Origin of the sequence: Pseudomonas sp. B19(2017) (assembly GCF_002113165.1) — a bacterium.
In the GTDB taxonomy this organism is placed as follows: Bacteria; Pseudomonadota; Gammaproteobacteria; order Pseudomonadales; family Pseudomonadaceae; genus Aquipseudomonas.
In genome coordinates this window covers 51,267-66,309 of sequence record NZ_NEJR01000009.1, presented here as the reverse complement: position 1 = coordinate 66,309, position 15,043 = coordinate 51,267, and the positions used below count along the sequence as shown (strand labels likewise).

Genomic DNA, 15,043 nt, shown 5'->3' with positions numbered 1-15,043 from the left:
CAGGATCACCACAAGCCCGAATGCCATGGGGCCCCTGTGGGAGCGGGCGTGCCCGCGAAGAGGCCGGCACAGGCGATACAAATGAAAACGCCCCGAACCAGTCGGGGCGTTTTCCTCTACCGCAGCAGCGTCTTACTTGCCTTCCCAGCGCTTGAGCACCAGGGTGGCGTTGGTGCCGCCGAAGCCGAAGCTGTTGCTCATGACCGTGTCGATCTTGGCGTTTTCTTCGGTCTTGCGCAGGATCGGCAGGTCGGCAACCTCCGGGTCCAGCTCGTCGATGTTGGCGGAACCGGCGATGAAGTTGTTTTCCATCATCAGCAGGCAGTAGATCGCCTCGTGTACGCCGGCAGCGCCCAGCGAGTGGCCCGACAAGCTCTTGGTCGAGCTGATCTTCGGTGCCTTGTCGCCGAACACGGCGCGAACACCCTTGATCTCGGCAACGTCGCCGACAGGGGTCGAGGTGCCGTGGGTGTTCAGGTAGTCGATCGGGGTGTCGACGGTCGACAGCGCCTGCTGCATGCAGCGGATGGCACCTTCGCCGCTCGGGGCAACCATGTCGTAGCCGTCGGAAGTGGCACCGTAGCCAACGATTTCGGCGTAGATCTTGGCGCCACGGGCCAAGGCGTGTTCCAGCTCCTCGACCACCACCATGCCGCCGCCACCGGCGATGACGAAGCCATCACGGTCAGCGTCGTAGGCGCGCGAGGCCTGTTCCGGGGTTTCGTTGCGCTTGGTCGACAGGGCGCCCATGGCATCGAACAGGAACGACTGGCTCCAGTGCTCTTCTTCACCGCCACCGGCGAAGACGATGTCCTGCTTGCCCCACTGGATCTGCTCCAGGGCGGTGCCGATGCAGTGGGCCGAGGTGGCGCATGCCGACGAGATCGAGTAGTTGATGCCCTTGATCTTGAACGGGGTGGCCAGGCACGCCGAAACGGTGCTGCCCATGGTGCGGGTAACGCGGTACGGGCCGACGCGCTTGACGCCTTTCTCGCGCAGGGTGTCCAGCGCTTCCATCTGGTTCAGGGTCGAGGCGCCGCCGGAGCCAGCCACCAGGCCGGTACGCGGGTTGGAAACCTGCTCTTCGGTCAGGCCGGCGTCCTTGATCGCGTCCTGCATCGCCAGGTAGGCGTAGGCGGCAGCGTGGCCGACGAAGCGGTAGACCTTACGGTCGATCAGTTCTTCGAGGTTGAGGTCGATGGACCCGGAAACCTGGCTACGCAGCCCCATTTCCTTGTATTCCGGGTTGTAACGGATACCCGGACGGCTGTTGCGCAGGTTTTCGGTGACGGTAGCTTTGTCATTGCCCAGGCACGATACGATGCCCAGACCAGTGATAACGACGCGGCGCATGCGAATAACCCTTAGAAATTGTCAGTGGAGGTGAACACGCCGACCCGCAGGCCTTCGGCAGTGTAGATCTCGCGGCCGTCGACGCTGACCGAGCCATCGGCGATGGCCATGTTCAGCTTGCCCTTCAGGACGCGCTTGATGTGAATGTTGTAAGTGACCTTCTTGGCTTCGGGCAGTACCTGGCCGAAGAACTTCACCTCGCCCGAACCCAGGGCGCGACCGCGGCCTGGCAGGCCCTGCCAGCCGAGGAAGAAGCCGACCAGCTGCCACATGGCGTCGAGGCCCAGGCAGCCCGGCATTACCGGGTCGCCTTCGAAGTGACAGGCGAAGAACCACAGGTCCGGATTGATATCCAGCTCGGCGACCAATTCACCTTTGCCGTACTTGCCGCCTTCTTCACTGATGTGGGTGATGCGATCGACCATCAGCATGTTCGGCGCGGGCAGTTGCGCATTACCTGGGCCGAACAGCTCACCGCGACTGCAGCGCAGCAGGTCTTCCCGAGTAAAGGCGTGTTGTTTGGTCATGCGAGCTCCTCAATAACCCCCTGTGGCAGGGGATGAATCTTCCCGGCCGGCCCGATACGCATCGCGTCCGGGGCGGCAGCCTACAGGTAGACTATTGCGTTGTGGTGAAAGTCACAGTGCGCCTGGTGAAAGAAGTACAGGTGTGCACTGAAACGTCTATTTTCAGGTCCGATGAAGGTCCTGTCCAGTGTTTAAGACTGCCGCACTTTAGCATTTATCGCCAGTCGCGGTTGTCTGACCGGGCAGCCAGCGCTGCAGCACGCGCTGCAGTTCGGTGCGGCGCAAGGGTTTGCTCAGGTAGTCGTCCATGCCGGCCGCCATGCAACGCTCGCGGTCGCCCTGCAAGGCGTTGGCGGTCAGGGCGATGATCGGTAGCCCGGCGCCGTTGGGCAGTTGCCGAATTCGTCGGGTGGCTTCATAGCCGTCCAGGTGCGGCAGGCGGCAGTCCATCAACACGGCGGCAAAACGCTGCCGGCTGACCCGTTCGACCGCCTCCAGGCCGTCCTCGGCGGTGCTCACCGCCAGCCCCAGGCTGCGCAGCATGGCCTCGATGACACTTTTGTTGACCGGATTGTCCTCTACCAGCAGCACCTGATCGTTGTCGGTCATTGCCGCTGGCGCAGCGCTTGGCAGCGTCAGCGAGACCGCGGCAGGGCTGGCCAGGGCCAACGGCATCTCCAGGGTAAACGTGGAGCCAAGGCCCTCACGGCTTTCGCCGCGCAGCTTGCCGCCCATGCGTTCGGCCAGGGTGCGGGCAATCGACAGCCCCAGCCCGGTGCCGCCATAGCGGCGGGAAATGGAGCTGTCGGCCTGCTGGAAGGCGACGAACATCATTTCCAGGCGGTCGCTGTCGATGCCGATTCCGGTGTCGCGCACGCTACAGGTCAGCCAGAGCAATTGCCGGTCAAGCATCTGCCAGCGCGCCTCGACCTGGACCTGGCCGCGCTCGGTGAACTTCAGCGCGTTGCCGACCAGGTTCAGCAGGATCTGGCGAATGCGCGTGGGGTCGCCGTTCACCTGCAACTGTTCGATACCGGCCGGCAGTTGCAGGTGCAGGGCAAGCCCGCGCTGCTGGGCGCTGTGCTGGAACGACTGGACGCAGCTGGTGATCAGCTCGCCGAGGTTGAAGTCGATGTGTTCCAGTTGCAGGGCGGCGCGCTCGATGCGCGAGAAGTCGAGAATGTCGTTGATGACCTTGAGCAGGTGCCCGGTGGACTCGCTGGCCAGCGCGGTGTACTCGGCCTGTTCGTTGCTCAGCGGCGTGGTTTCCAGCAACTGCAGCATGCCCAGCACGCCATTCATCGGCGTGCGCAGCTCGTGGCTCATCATCGCCAGAAAGTCCGATTTGGCGCGGTTGGCCTGTTCGGCCTCTTCGCGGGCCTGAATCAGTTCGGCAATGGCCTTCTTCTGTTCATCACTGGCCTGCTCCAGGGCGTGGGCCAGGTTATTGATGTGGCGCGCCAGGTGGCCCAGCTCGCTGTCATCGACCACCGGCAACAAGGTGTTGTACTCGCCCTGCTGGATGGCCTTGACCGCATGGCCCATGTCGCTGATCGGCTTGGCCAGGCTCAGGGCCAGGCGGCGTGCCAGCAGGAAGGTGAACAGCAGGGCGAACAGCGCGAGGATACCGGCCTTGATCACGATTTCCTGCTGGCGCTGGCTGAAGGCGTCATCGGACATGCCGACGATCACCCGGCCCAGGTAATCGTCGCCGATGGCCGGTGAGGTGGCCTTGCCCTGTTGCAGGAAATCGCTGTCCAGACGGATTTGCTGCAGGCGGATGGGCGCCTGGAACACTTCGACGCGCTGGGCGCGGTTGGCGCTTTCGTCGGACTGCTCCACATACACCAGGATGTGGTTGCGGCTGTCCTGCACTTCGAGGAAGCGCACGTGAGGGATGCTGAGCGTGGCTCGCATCAGGCCCTCGAGCACTTCGTTGTTGCCCGAGATCACCCCGTACTCCGAGGCTGGCGCCAGCTGGTTGGCGATCAGTTGCCCGGTGTGGTTCAGTTCCTGGCGCAGGTCCTGGATACGCACGAAGGTGAAGAAGCTGATCAGCAGCAAGGTCAGCAGCAGGGCAGGGCCGAGGCTGATGATCTGGGTGCGGGTGTGGATGTCCCAGCTCAGGCGCTTGCTCATGGGGTGGGTTCTCCTTCGGCCAGGGCCTTGGCGGCGGCGTTCGGATCGATCGGTTCCAGGCCCAGGGCGCGCGCCACCTGCTGGTTGCCGCTAACGCCGAAGTGTGCCGGGTACAGGTTGCGTGGCCAGCGTGCCGGTGGCTGGTCGAGCAACTGGTCGAGCACCGCCAGCCAGTCGTCCTGGTCGCTGAAGGTGCTGGCCAGGGCGCCGGCGCGGACGAACCCGGCGTTCGGGCCGATCAGCGCCATCTGTCGGCCATAGCTGCTCAACAGCAGATTCTTCGCGGTCTTGGAGTTGTACAGGTCGCTGTCATCCAGCCCCAGCAGCACGTCACTGTTGGCCAGCAGGTGTTGCAGAGGGCGGCTGTCGCGCGGGTCAGGCCAGTTCTGGGCAATGATCTCCAGGCCCAGCTGGCGGGCGGCCTGGCGCAGCTCTTCGAGCAAAAAGCTGCTGTGCTCACCGTACAGCACACCAATACGCTGGGCCTGTGGCAGCAGGTAGCGCGCCAGGCGCAGCTGCCGGCCCAGCGGCGGGTCGCTCCACAGCAGGGTGAGGAACGCGGGACGCGACTTTCCCAGGCGCTGTTCAGCCTGTACCCGGCTGACCCGCATCGCCATCGCCGGCGGGCCGGCGGTTTCCCCAAGGCGCCATTCCAGTGCGGCGTTGTCCAGCAGGATCAGGCGCAGGTCAGCCCTGAGCTTGCCCGGGCGTGGCAGGTCGGCGGTGGTCTGGAAATGCACATGATCGTGGGGCCGGCGGCTTTCCAGCGCGGTGACGAAACTGCGAATGCCGGGCTGGTCTTCTGCGCCTACCAACAGGATTTCGCTGGCGGACAGCGGCCCCAGCGGCCACAGGCACAGCAGCAACAGGCGCAAAAGCAGGGCCATCAGAACTCCAGCTCCGCGCTGACGCTCAGGCGGTGGCGGCTGTCGTAGCGGTTCTGGATTGCCGTGGTCGGCTCATCGTCTAGGCGCTGTTGCCACAGTGCGGCCAGCTCCAGGTTGCTGCCATGCACCCGGAAACGCTTGGCCAGGCGCAGGTCCAGGCGCTCGTAGCGATACTGGTTGAGCGCATCGTCACCGTAATAGAACAGCGCGCTGGACCAGCCGTCGCCCCATTCGCGCATCCACCCGGCCGAGCCGCTGTTGCGGGCGCTGAGGCGGCGGTCGGCGGGGTTGCTGGCCCAGGCATCGACATAGGCGTAGGTCAGGCGCAGGCGGTCGCGCAGGGTCGGGCGCCAGTCCAGTTGCGCCTCGCTGCCGCTGAAACGGGCCTTGTTGGCATTGCTGGCGATGTACTGGTTGTTCTTCAGGGGCTCGCTGATCATTCCGGTGATCTCGTCGTAGAACAGCTTCACATCCATGTTCAGGTCGATATCGCTGAAGTAGCCGTTGTAGCCCAGCTCGCGCGAGCGCATGCGTTCCTGGTCCAGATCGCCGGGGCCGCGGGTCTTGACGAAGTACTCGCCGTTTTGCAGGCCGAATGCGTTGGGGGTCAAGTTCCTGACCGTGTAGCTCCAGTTGATGTTGTTCTCGAACATGTCTGGCGAGCGCACAGCCTCGGAATACACCGCGCGCAGGCCATGGCGCGGGGTGATCAGGTAGTTGACCGCCACTCGCGGGGTGAGCGAGCTGCCGGACAGGCGCGAGTCCTCGAACATGGCGCCGCCCTGCAGGATCCAGTGCTCGTCGGCGCGCCATTCCAGCTGGCCGAACAGGCGCCAGGTCTGGTCGTCAATGCTGCCGTTGAAGTAAGTCTGCGAGTCGGCCCGATCATAGCGGTAGTTCATGCCGCTGAGCAGGCGCAGGCTGTCGGTCAGGCTCAGGGTGTCCTGGATTTCCAGGTCGTAGCGGGTTTCGCGGGTGCTCTGGTCGACGTCGCCGCAGACCTGCTGCTTGCCACCGTTCGCCCATTGCTGCTGGACCCTCTCCAGGAGCCCGCTCATGACCGGGTCGTTGGTTGAAAGTGGTGCGCCGGTAGCAATGCCGCGCGCCACTTTTTCGGCGAAGTCAGGGTTCATTTGCCAGAGTTGGGTCAATTCCGGGCTGAACGACTGCAGGGCATCACAGGCACGCCACACCTGCTGACGGTCGAAATGCTGGGCAGAGCCCTGGATGTAGAGGCTGTGCTCGGAACTGAAGTCCTTGGTCCAGCGCAATGAGCCAGCGTAGTCCTTGGCATTGACGTCAGCGTTGTTACCGGCTTCGTATTTGGCGAAGACCGGCTGATAGGTATACGGCCGCTGATTGCTGCCTTCCTTGGCCGCCAGTTGCCATTCCAGGGTCTGGTCGTGCGTCAGGTTGTGGCTGGCATTGAGGGTGAGGCGGGTCAAGCGACGGCTGTCGCGGTAGTCCTGGCCGAACTGGTTCTCGTCGAAGCCGTCGTCCTGCTGGCCGGACAGCGACAGGCGCATGTCGCCGCCATCCCAGCCGAAGCCGTGGCTGGCGTAAAAGTCGTTGATCCCGTCCTGGCCACGGGTCGTCTTCAACCGCGTGCCATGGCTGTCGGCGGGGTTGCGGGTAAGGATATTGACCACCGCCATCAGCGCGTTGGCGCCATAGCTGACCGTGTTGGGGCCGCGGAACACCTCGATGCGCTCGATATCCTCCATGGCCAGGGGGATGTCGCTCCAGTCCACCGTGGCCAGGCCGGCGCGGTACACCGAACGGCCATCGATCAGCACCTGCATGCGCCGCGCGTCGTTGACGTTGCTGCCGTGGTAGTTGACCGTGGGCTGGTTGCCTGCGTTGTAACCCACCATCATGCCTGGCACCAGGCGCAGCAGTTCGGGGATGTCGCGGGCACCGCTGGCGCGGATCAGATCGCTGTCGAGCACGGTCATGCTGCCCGGAACTGCAGCGGGGGATTGTTTCAGGCGCGTGGCGGTCAGAACCTGCGGCAGGTCGGTGTTGTCGATGAACAGATCATCGGCCACGGCCGGGCCACCGAGCAGGGCAGTCAGTATGAGCAGGCGCGGGTACGGGGGCGTGCCAGGGAACACAAAGCGGCCTTGTATCAGGATTGAAACAGGCATGGTAACTGACCTTGGCATATTTGCCAGTGATCTGCTTTACCTGTTCGGGCCCTTTCGCGGGCACGCCCGCTCCCACGGGGGGAGCGCGGTTATTCTGTGGGAGCGGGCACGCCCGCGAAAGGGCCGGTACTGACACTGGTTCTGTAGCAGGCGAGCCGTATAATGGCCGGGTCGCCACTTAACTTTTGGCTTTAACGGATTGGATATGACTGAACAGCAACCTGTTGCAGTTCTGGGAGGCGGCAGCTTCGGCACCGCCGTGGCGAACCTGCTGGCAGAAAACGGTGTGCCGGTGCGTCAATGGATGCGCGACCCGGACCAGGCCGAGGCCATGCGCGTCAATCGCGAGAATCCGCGCTACCTCAAGGGCATCCGCCTGCACGACGGCGTCGAGCCGGTCAGCGACCTGCTGGCCACCCTGCAGGCGAGCGACCTGGTTTTCGTCGCCCTGCCATCGAGCGCCTTGCGCAGCGTGCTGGCCCCGCATGCCGAACTGCTGCGCGGCAAGGGCCTGGTCAGCCTGACCAAGGGCATCGAAGCGCAAAGCTTCAAGCTGATGAGCCAGATCCTCGAGGAAATCGCCCCTGAGGCGCGCATCGGCGTGCTGTCCGGTCCCAACCTGGCCCGTGAAATCGCCGAACATGCGCTGACCGCCACGGTGGTCGCCAGCGAGGACGAAAAACTGTGCCAGCAGGTGCAGGCCGTGCTGCATGGGCGTACCTTCCGCGTCTACGCCAGTGCCGACCGCTTTGGCGTCGAGCTGGGCGGGGCGCTGAAGAACGTCTACGCCATCATCGCCGGCATGGCGGTGGCCCTGGGCATGGGCGAAAACACCAAAAGCATGCTGATTACCCGCGCCCTGGCCGAGATGACCCGCTTCGCCGTCAGCCAAGGCGCCAACCCCATGACCTTCCTCGGCCTGGCCGGTGTCGGTGACCTGATCGTGACCTGCTCCTCGCCCAAGAGCCGCAACTACCAGGTCGGCCACGCGCTGGGCCAGGGCCTGAGCCTGGAGCAGGCGGTCAACCGTCTTGGCGAAGTGGCCGAAGGTGTCAATACCCTCAAGGTGCTCAAGGCCAAGGCGCAGGAAGTGCAGGTGTACATGCCGCTGGTGGCGGGCCTGCATGCCATCCTGTTCGAAGGCCGCACGTTGAACCAGGTGATCGAGCACCTGATGCGTGCCGAGCCGAAGACTGATGTCGATTTCATTTCCATCAGCGGTTTCAACTGAGCCTTGAGCGGCTCTGACAACAGCAAGGAGCAACACATGAACGATACGCCCGAACGCGCCCAGCGCGAGTCGATCATCCTGCGGGTCCTGTGGATGCTGGTGTTCCTGGTGGTCTGGCAACTGGCTGAGCTGCTGCTCGGTGGCCTGGTACTGGTACAACTGATCTACCGCCTGGTGTACGGCGCCCCCAGCGCCAGCCTGATGAACTTCGGCGACAGCCTTAGCCAGTACCTGGCGCAGATCGGCCGCTTTGGCAGCTTCCACAGCGACCAGAAGCCCTGGCCGTTCGCCGACTGGCCGGCACCGCGTGCCCCGGAAGGCGAGGCGCCGCATGCCGTGGCCCCGGCCCCGCACCCGGTGCGTGACGAGGAGCCCAAGCTGTGAAGCTGTGGGTGCTGCGCCACGGCGAAGCGGAGCCGCGGGCCAACAGCGATGCCGAGCGCCGGCTGACCGCCCACGGCCGCGAGCAGGTGCTGCACAGCGCCGCCCGCCTGCTGGGCCAGCCGCTGCAGGCGATCATCGCCAGCCCTTATGTACGCGCCCAGCAAACGGCCGCCCTGGTGCATGACACCCTGGGCTTCGCCGAGCCAGTGCGCACCGTGCCCTGGCTGACACCCGACACGGATGTGCAGCAGGCCATCGGCGAAATCGAGCGCCTGGGCCTGGAGCATGTGCTGCTGGTCAGTCATCAGCCGCTGGTGGGGACCTTGGTCGGGGCGCTGGAGCATGGCCACCAGCAACAACCGGCAGGCATGAGCACTGCAAGCCTGGCGGAGCTGGAAGGGGACTGGCCGTTGGCGGGGTTGATGACGCTTCGGGCGATCAACTCGCCGGCCTGAGCTCTCAGGCCATCTCGGTTTCCTGTAGGAGCGGCCTTGTGCTGCGAAGAGGCCAGTAGGGCAATAGCTCTTCTCCGGCAGTTATGGCCTCTTCGCAGCACAAGGCTGCTCCAACAGGACCTGTGCATGGCTTGAAGGTAGCGGCGGCGCCCGCAAGCCTGACCTGATTGCCCTCGCCGATGACCTTTCCGGACATTGCCGAACAGCCCGACGATGCCGACAATGGGCCATCATTCCCGCATCCGGACCCGGCGCCATGTTGCAGCAGATCTTCTTCGCCCATGCCAACGGTTTCCCCTCGGCCACGTACGGCAAGCTGTTTGCTGCCCTGGCGCCGGACTATCAGGTGCAGCACCTGGCCCAGCACGGGCACGATCCGCGTTTTCCGGTGGACGACAACTGGCAGAGCCTGGTCGACGAACTGTTGCACCACCTGGCCCGGCAGGATCAGCCGATATGGGGTGTTGGCCATTCGCTGGGCGGCGTGTTGCACCTGCACGCCGCCTTGCGCTGCCCGGAGTACTACCGCGGCGTGGTGATGCTCGACTCGCCGGTGCTCACCCGCGCCGACCAGTGGTTGCTGCGCACCGCCAAGCGCTTCGGCTTCATCGACCGTATCACCCCGGCGGGTCGCACCCTGGGGCGTCGCGAAACCTTCAACGACCGTGACAGCGCCCGGGACTATTTCGCCGGCAAATCACTGTTCCGCCATTTCGACCCCGATTGCCTCGATGCCTATATAGAACACGGCCTGCAAGCAATGGAACAGGGGCTGCAGTTGCGCTTCGATCCGGCCACGGAAATCAGCATCTACCGCAGCATCCCGCATACCAGCCCCGCTCCTGCGCGGCAATTGCAGGTGCCGCTGGCCATGGTCCGCGGCGAGCGCAGCAAGGTCATTCGCCGCCACCACACCCTGGCCGTGCGCGGCATGCCCAGGGGCGAATACCACAGCGTGCCGGGTGGGCATATGTTCCCGCTGGAGCGACCAACCGACACCGCCAGCCTGATCAAGGGCCTGTTCGACCGCTGGAGCCAGGCATGAGCGCGCAGGTCGAGGAAATACGCCTGAGCCTGGGCCATATCGAACTGGCGGCGCACCTGTTCGGCCCCGAAGACGGCTTGCCGGTGATCGCCCTGCATGGCTGGCTGGACAACGCCAACAGCTTCGCCCGCCTGGCGCCACTGCTCAAAGGCCTGCGCATCATCGCCCTGGACCTGGCCGGGCATGGTTATTCCGAGCACCGGCCACTCGGCGCCAGCTACGCCCTGGCCGACTACGCCCATGATGTGCTGCGGGTGGCCGAGCAGGTGGGCTGGCAACGTTTTGCCCTGTTGGGCCACTCACTCGGGGCAATCATTTCGGTGCAGCTGGCTGGCGCATTGCCGGAGCGAATCAGCCACCTGGCCCTGATCGACGGCGTCATTCCGCCAACTGGCGCCGAGCAGGATGCCGGTGAGCGGCTGGGCATGGCCCTGCAGGCCCAGTTGCGCCTGGATGGCAAGCGCAAGTCGGTGTACGCGACCCTGGAGCAGGGCGTGCAGGCACGCATGAAAGGCATGGTCGCGGTCAGCCGCGAGGCAGCCGAGTTGCTGGCCCAGCGAGGCCTGATGCCGGTGCCCGGTGGTTACAGCTGGCGCAGCGACAGCCGCCTGACCCTGCCTTCGCCAGTGCGCCTGAGCGAGGCGCAGGCCATGGCTTATGTGCGCCGGGTGAGTTGCCCGGCGCGCCTGGTGGTGGCCGCCGACGGCATGCTGGTGCGTCACACCGGGTTGCTGGAGCAGCTACCCTTTGAGCAAGTGACGCTGCCCGGTGGCCATCACTTGCACCTGAACGATGAGCAGGGTGCGGCCCTTGTCGCAGACTGTTTCAATCGCTTCTTTGGCTTTGCTTGACTTGCACCGGACAAGTGTCGAGGCTTGGCGGGTTGAACAGGGAGACAACCATGCAACTGCCAGACATCCTGGAGCTTCACCTCGGCGCCGAGCGCCGCCTGGGTCGCCAATGAGCGCGCCTGCTACCATCCGTAATGCCTTCGCTGCCTGCCTGGTATTCGCCAGCTCCGTGTCGTGGGCCGGCAGCCTGCCGGTACCGGTAGACGCCAAGGTGGTCGACCAGCGCCCGGCCGTAGAGCAGGAACGTGTCTACCCCATGGGCCCGCTGCGCAAGATCAGCGGCCGACTGCGGGTCGAGGACAAGGTCGAAAGCCGCGGCCAGGTCAGCTCGGTCACCTATGAGCTGCCGGTCGAACGTACCGCCCGCGAAGCCTTCACCAGCGCCCGCGAAGCCCTGCAGCGCGACGGTGGTTACCCGCTGTTCTGGTGCCAGGGCCGCGATTGCGGTGAGGCGAGCCTGTGGGCCAATGATGTGTTCGGCAATGCCCGCCTCAACGGCGGCGACGAGCAGCAGGCGTTCATTCTGCTGCGCCGCTCGGCGGCGCAGGCCGACACCCTGGTCGCGCTGTACAGCGTTACCCGCGGCAACCGCCGCGCCTACCTGCACGTGGAAGAGTTCGTCGCCGGCAGCCCGCTGGGCGAACTGCTGCCGACCGCCGCCACGGTGCTGCGCGAAATGCGTGACACCGGCAAGCTCGACTACCCTGACCTGGCCGCGCCGCAAGACGCCTGGGCGAACCTGCTGGCGCGCAGCCTGAACCTCGACAGCACCCTGCGTGCCAGCCTCAGTGGTGCCCAGGCCGAAGCCTGGCGCGAGGCACTGGTCAAGGCGGGTGTGCGCAACGGCCGCCTCGAAGTCGGTAGCGCGCCTACCGACGGCCTGCACCTTGAACTGATCCGTTGAACGAGCACCACCATGGCTAACAATGACCGCATGCTGGTCCAGATCCTGCTGTTGGCGCTGCTGGGTGCCGGCCTGTGGGTTATGGCACCTTTCATTTCAGCGCTATTGTGGGGGGCCATTCTGGCCTTTGCCAGCTGGCCCTTGATGCGCTTGCTGACGCGTGTGCTGGGCGGGCGCGAAACCCTGGCGGCAGGCCTGCTGACCAGCGCCTGGATCCTGATCGTGGCACTGCCGCTGGTGTGGCTGGGGTTCAACCTGGCCGATCACATTCGCGATGCGACGGCGTTCGTGCGTGACGTGCAGATGGACGGCCTGCCCGATGCACCGGCCTGGCTGGGCGGCATCCCGTTGGTTGGCGAGCGCCTGGTCAGCTGGTGGCAATCGCTGGACCAGCAGGGCGCGGCCTTGCTGGCTTCGGTCAAGCCGCACCTTGGGCAAGTCGGCAACTGGCTGCTGGCGCGCAGTGCGCAGATTGGCAGTGGCGTGCTGGAGCTGACCCTTAGCCTGGTATTCGTGTTCTTCTTCTACCGCGACGGCCCGCGATTGTCGGCGTTCGTCCTGCGCTTGCTGCACCGCTTGATGGGCGACCGCGCCGAGTACTACCTGGAGCTGGTGGCCGGTACGGTGCAGCGAGTGGTCAACGGAGTGATCGGTACGGCTGCCGCGCAGGGCCTGCTGGCGTTGATCGGGTTCCTGATTGCCGGCGTACCCGGGGCGATCGTGCTGGGCCTGGTCACCTTCATGCTCAGCCTGATCCCCATGGGCCCGCCACTGGCCTGGATCCCGGCCACGGGCTGGCTGGTATGGAAGGGCGAATACGGCATGGCAGTGTTCCTTGGGGTTTGGGGCACTTTCATCATCAGTGGCGTGGACAACGTGCTCAAACCGTACCTGATCAGCCGTGGCGGCAACCTGCCGTTGGTGATCGTGCTTCTGGGCGTGTTCGGCGGCTTGATCGCCTTTGGTTTCATTGGCCTGTTCATCGGGCCTACCTTGCTGGCGGTCGGCTACAGCCTGCTGCTGGACTGGAGCCGCAACGCCGCCACGCAGCCGCCCCAGCAGTAAACCTGTACCGGCCTCTTCGCGGCGGTTCGACGCCTCGACTCGCCCGCTCCCACAGTTACAGCGCAGGTCTGTAACATTGCGGAATCCCTGTGGGAGCGGGCGTGCCCGCGAAGACGCCAGTACAGACAACCCAAACAGCTGATCTTTACACCTTCTTTATTCCCATCCCCATCCTCCGATCTCGCCCCTTTACGCCTCTCCCTCGGACAATTTCCCCAAAGCGGCCCAAGCCGCACCACGGGGAGAACCACACATGAACATGCTCGACGGACTGTCACTGCTGCTGGCAGTGGCATTGGCGTTTTATCTGCTGGTGGCGCTGCTGCGCGCCGATCGCAGCTAGGGAGCGGCCATGCACAGTTACGATTTCGCCTTGCTCCTGGCATTTTTCGCCATCGTGCTGTTACCGGCACCCTGGCTCGGGCGGTTCTATTTCAAGGTCATGGAAGGCCGGCGTACCTGGCTGTCGCCCGTGCTGGGCCCGGTCGAGCAGGCCTGCTACCGGCTGGCGGGCGTGCGCGCCAGCCAGGAACAGAGCTGGAAGCAGTACACCCTGGCGCTGCTGGCTTTCAACCTGGCCGGGTTCCTGTTGCTGTTCGCCGTGCTGCTGTTGCAGGGCTACCTGCCATTCAACCCACAGCATCTGCCTGGCCAGGAATGGTCGCTGGCATTCAATACTGCCGTCAGCTTCGTCACCAACACCAACTGGCAGGCCTACAGCGGTGAGGCGTCGGTCAGCTACCTGAGCCAGATGCTCGGCCTGACCGTGCAGAACTTCGTCAGCGCTGCCACCGGCCTGGCCGTGCTGGTCGCCCTGTGCCGTGGCATCGCCCGGCGCAGCGCTACGACGCTGGGCAACTTCTGGGTCGACATGACCCGCGCCACCCTCTATGGCCTGCTGCCACTGTGTCTGCTGCTGGCATTGTTGCTGGTGTGGCAGGGCGTACCACAAACCCTGGCCGACTACGCCCACGCGGTCACCCTGCAAGGCACCGAGCAGACCATTCCGCTGGGCCCGGCCGCCAGCCAGATTGCCATCAAGCAACTGGGTACCAACGGCGGTGGCTTCTTCGGGGTCAATTCGGCGCACCCGTTCGAAAACCCCACGGCCTGGAGCAACCTGTTCGAGGTGGCCTCGATCATTCTCATTCCGGCGGCGCTGGTATTCACCTTTGGCCACTACGTGAAGGACCTGCGCCAGAGCCGCGCCATCCTCGCCTGCATGCTTGCCCTGTTCCTGATCGGCGGCAGCACGGCGTTGTGGTCAGAGCACCAGCCCAACCCGGCCCTCGAGAGCGCGCAGGTACAGCAAAGCGCGCCCATGGAGGGCAAGGAAAGCCGCTTCGGCACTACCGGTTCGGTGCTGTGGACGGTGACTACCACTTCTGCCTCCAACGGTTCGGTCAACGCCATGCATGACAGCCTCAACCCGCTGACCGGCATGGTGGCGATGGTCAACATGATGGTCGGCGAGGTGATCTTCGGCGGCGTCGGTGCAGGGCTGTACGGCATGCTGTTGTTCGTGCTGATCGCGGTGTTCCTGGCCGGGTTGATGATCGGCCGCACCCCGGAATACCTGGGCAAGAAGCTGCAGGCACGAGAGGTGCAGTTGCTGGTGGCGACCCTGCTGGTGATGCCGGTCGGCGTGCTGGTGCTCGGCGCCATCGCCGCCAGCCTGCCAGGCCCGGCAGGTGCGGTCAGCAACCCGGGTGCGCATGGCTTCAGCCAGCTGCTGTACGCCTACACCTCCGGCACGGCCAACAACGGCTCGGCCTTTGCCGGCTTCGGTGCCAACACGGTGTACCACAACCTGATGATCGGCCTGGCCATGCTTGTCGGCCGCTTCGGCTACATCCTCCCGGTGCTGGCGCTGGCCGGTAGCCTGGCAGCGAAGAAAAGCGCGCCCCAGGGGCTGAACAGCTTCCCCACCCATGGCCCGCTGTTCACCGGCCTGCTGCTGGTCACCATCCTGCTGGTCGGTGGCCTGACCTTCCTGCCGACTTTGGCCCTTGGGCCGATCGCCGAACACTTGAGCCTGGGTTTTTGAGGACCGAT

At 64.8% G+C, this 15,043-nt stretch carries 14 protein-coding genes; 9 read left to right on the top strand and 5 right to left on the bottom strand.

What is annotated here, in order from left to right:
• Positions 1 to 132 precede the first annotated feature (132 nt).
• The 5 genes from fabB to CAF70_RS14335 all read right to left on the bottom strand — a co-directional run bounded on the left by fabB (position 133) and on the right by CAF70_RS14335 (position 7,053).
• Positions 133 to 1,353, bottom strand: a complete 1,221-nt coding sequence (gene fabB, locus CAF70_RS14355; RefSeq protein ID WP_013973429.1) for a beta-ketoacyl-ACP synthase I — start codon at positions 1,351 to 1,353, stop codon at positions 133 to 135.
• 11 nt (positions 1,354 to 1,364) lie between these two features.
• The gene (gene fabA, locus CAF70_RS14350) at positions 1,365 to 1,880 is read right to left on the bottom strand and encodes a 3-hydroxyacyl-[acyl-carrier-protein] dehydratase FabA (RefSeq protein WP_003251509.1); all 516 of its coding nucleotides are present in this window, start codon (positions 1,878 to 1,880) and stop codon (positions 1,365 to 1,367) included.
• A gap of 207 nt (positions 1,881 to 2,087) precedes the next feature.
• Positions 2,088 to 4,019, bottom strand: coding sequence for an ATP-binding protein (locus CAF70_RS14345; protein WP_085625389.1), 1,932 nt, complete (start codon positions 4,017 to 4,019; stop codon positions 2,088 to 2,090).
• Positions 4,016 to 4,906, bottom strand: a complete 891-nt coding sequence (locus CAF70_RS14340; protein WP_085625388.1) for an ABC transporter substrate-binding protein — start codon at positions 4,904 to 4,906, stop codon at positions 4,016 to 4,018. Before CAF70_RS14340 ends, CAF70_RS14345 begins: the two co-directional genes overlap by 4 nt.
• The gene (locus tag CAF70_RS14335) at positions 4,906 to 7,053 is read right to left on the bottom strand and encodes a TonB-dependent siderophore receptor (RefSeq protein ID WP_178076386.1); all 2,148 of its coding nucleotides are present in this window, start codon (positions 7,051 to 7,053) and stop codon (positions 4,906 to 4,908) included. The genes CAF70_RS14340 and CAF70_RS14335 overlap by 1 nt, the downstream gene beginning before the upstream one ends.
• Before the next feature lie 205 nt (positions 7,054 to 7,258).
• Between CAF70_RS14335 and CAF70_RS14330 the strand changes: the two genes are divergently transcribed.
• The 9 genes from CAF70_RS14330 to kdpA all read left to right on the top strand — a co-directional run bounded on the left by CAF70_RS14330 (position 7,259) and on the right by kdpA (position 15,035).
• Entirely contained in the window at positions 7,259 to 8,284 is a 1,026-nt protein-coding gene (locus CAF70_RS14330) for an NAD(P)H-dependent glycerol-3-phosphate dehydrogenase (protein WP_063912705.1), read from the top strand.
• 36 nt (positions 8,285 to 8,320) lie between these two features.
• Positions 8,321 to 8,668, top strand: a complete 348-nt coding sequence (locus tag CAF70_RS14325; protein ID WP_027592856.1) for a DUF4389 domain-containing protein — start codon at positions 8,321 to 8,323, stop codon at positions 8,666 to 8,668.
• Positions 8,665 to 9,123 carry a phosphohistidine phosphatase SixA gene (sixA, locus tag CAF70_RS14320; RefSeq protein ID WP_085625387.1) on the top strand — a complete coding sequence of 153 codons (459 nt, stop codon included), beginning with the start codon at positions 8,665 to 8,667 and terminating at the stop codon, positions 9,121 to 9,123. Before CAF70_RS14325 ends, sixA begins: the two co-directional genes overlap by 4 nt.
• A gap of 256 nt (positions 9,124 to 9,379) precedes the next feature.
• The gene (locus CAF70_RS14315) at positions 9,380 to 10,168 is read left to right on the top strand and encodes an alpha/beta fold hydrolase (protein ID WP_085625386.1); all 789 of its coding nucleotides are present in this window, start codon (positions 9,380 to 9,382) and stop codon (positions 10,166 to 10,168) included.
• Positions 10,165 to 11,019, top strand: a complete 855-nt coding sequence (locus tag CAF70_RS14310) for an alpha/beta hydrolase (RefSeq protein WP_085625385.1) — start codon at positions 10,165 to 10,167, stop codon at positions 11,017 to 11,019. Before CAF70_RS14315 ends, CAF70_RS14310 begins: the two co-directional genes overlap by 4 nt.
• Before the next feature lie 109 nt (positions 11,020 to 11,128).
• Complete coding sequence (locus CAF70_RS14305; RefSeq protein ID WP_085625384.1) at positions 11,129 to 11,923, top strand: DUF4892 domain-containing protein; 795 nt, start codon at positions 11,129 to 11,131, stop codon at positions 11,921 to 11,923.
• Positions 11,924 to 11,935: 12 nt separating this feature from the next.
• A complete protein-coding gene (locus CAF70_RS14300; RefSeq protein ID WP_085625383.1) occupies positions 11,936 to 12,988 on the top strand; it encodes an AI-2E family transporter in 1,053 nt (350 codons plus the stop codon).
• Positions 12,989 to 13,241: 253 nt separating this feature from the next.
• Positions 13,242 to 13,331, top strand: a complete 90-nt coding sequence (kdpF, locus tag CAF70_RS14295) for a K(+)-transporting ATPase subunit F (RefSeq protein ID WP_003251485.1) — start codon at positions 13,242 to 13,244, stop codon at positions 13,329 to 13,331.
• A 9-nt stretch (positions 13,332 to 13,340) separates the two neighbouring features.
• Positions 13,341 to 15,035: a potassium-transporting ATPase subunit KdpA gene (gene kdpA / locus CAF70_RS14290; RefSeq protein ID WP_085625382.1), complete on the top strand. Its 1,695-nt coding sequence runs from the start codon at positions 13,341 to 13,343 to the stop codon at positions 15,033 to 15,035.
• The last annotated feature ends 8 nt before the right edge of the window (positions 15,036 to 15,043 follow it).

Excerpts from the sequence above, each read along its gene's own strand:
- fabB (WP_013973429.1), bottom strand. The coding sequence starts at position 1,353 with ATGCGCCGCGTCGTTATCACTGGTCTGGGCATCGTATCGTGCCTGGGC.
- fabA (WP_003251509.1), bottom strand. The coding sequence starts at position 1,880 with ATGACCAAACAACACGCCTTTACTCGGGAAGACCTGCTGCGCTGCAGT.
- CAF70_RS14345 (WP_085625389.1), bottom strand. The coding sequence starts at position 4,019 with ATGAGCAAGCGCCTGAGCTGGGACATCCACACCCGCACCCAGATCATC.
- CAF70_RS14340 (WP_085625388.1), bottom strand. The coding sequence starts at position 4,906 with ATGGCCCTGCTTTTGCGCCTGTTGCTGCTGTGCCTGTGGCCGCTGGGG.
- CAF70_RS14335 (WP_178076386.1), bottom strand. The coding sequence starts at position 7,053 with ATGCCTGTTTCAATCCTGATACAAGGCCGCTTTGTGTTCCCTGGCACG.
- CAF70_RS14330 (WP_063912705.1), top strand. The coding sequence starts at position 7,259 with ATGACTGAACAGCAACCTGTTGCAGTTCTGGGAGGCGGCAGCTTCGGC.
- CAF70_RS14325 (WP_027592856.1), top strand. The coding sequence starts at position 8,321 with ATGAACGATACGCCCGAACGCGCCCAGCGCGAGTCGATCATCCTGCGG.
- CAF70_RS14315 (WP_085625386.1), top strand. The coding sequence starts at position 9,380 with ATGTTGCAGCAGATCTTCTTCGCCCATGCCAACGGTTTCCCCTCGGCC.
- CAF70_RS14310 (WP_085625385.1), top strand. The coding sequence starts at position 10,165 with ATGAGCGCGCAGGTCGAGGAAATACGCCTGAGCCTGGGCCATATCGAA.
- CAF70_RS14305 (WP_085625384.1), top strand. The coding sequence starts at position 11,129 with ATGAGCGCGCCTGCTACCATCCGTAATGCCTTCGCTGCCTGCCTGGTA.
- CAF70_RS14300 (WP_085625383.1), top strand. The coding sequence starts at position 11,936 with ATGGCTAACAATGACCGCATGCTGGTCCAGATCCTGCTGTTGGCGCTG.
- kdpF (WP_003251485.1), top strand. The coding sequence starts at position 13,242 with ATGAACATGCTCGACGGACTGTCACTGCTGCTGGCAGTGGCATTGGCG.
- kdpA (WP_085625382.1), top strand. The coding sequence starts at position 13,341 with ATGCACAGTTACGATTTCGCCTTGCTCCTGGCATTTTTCGCCATCGTG.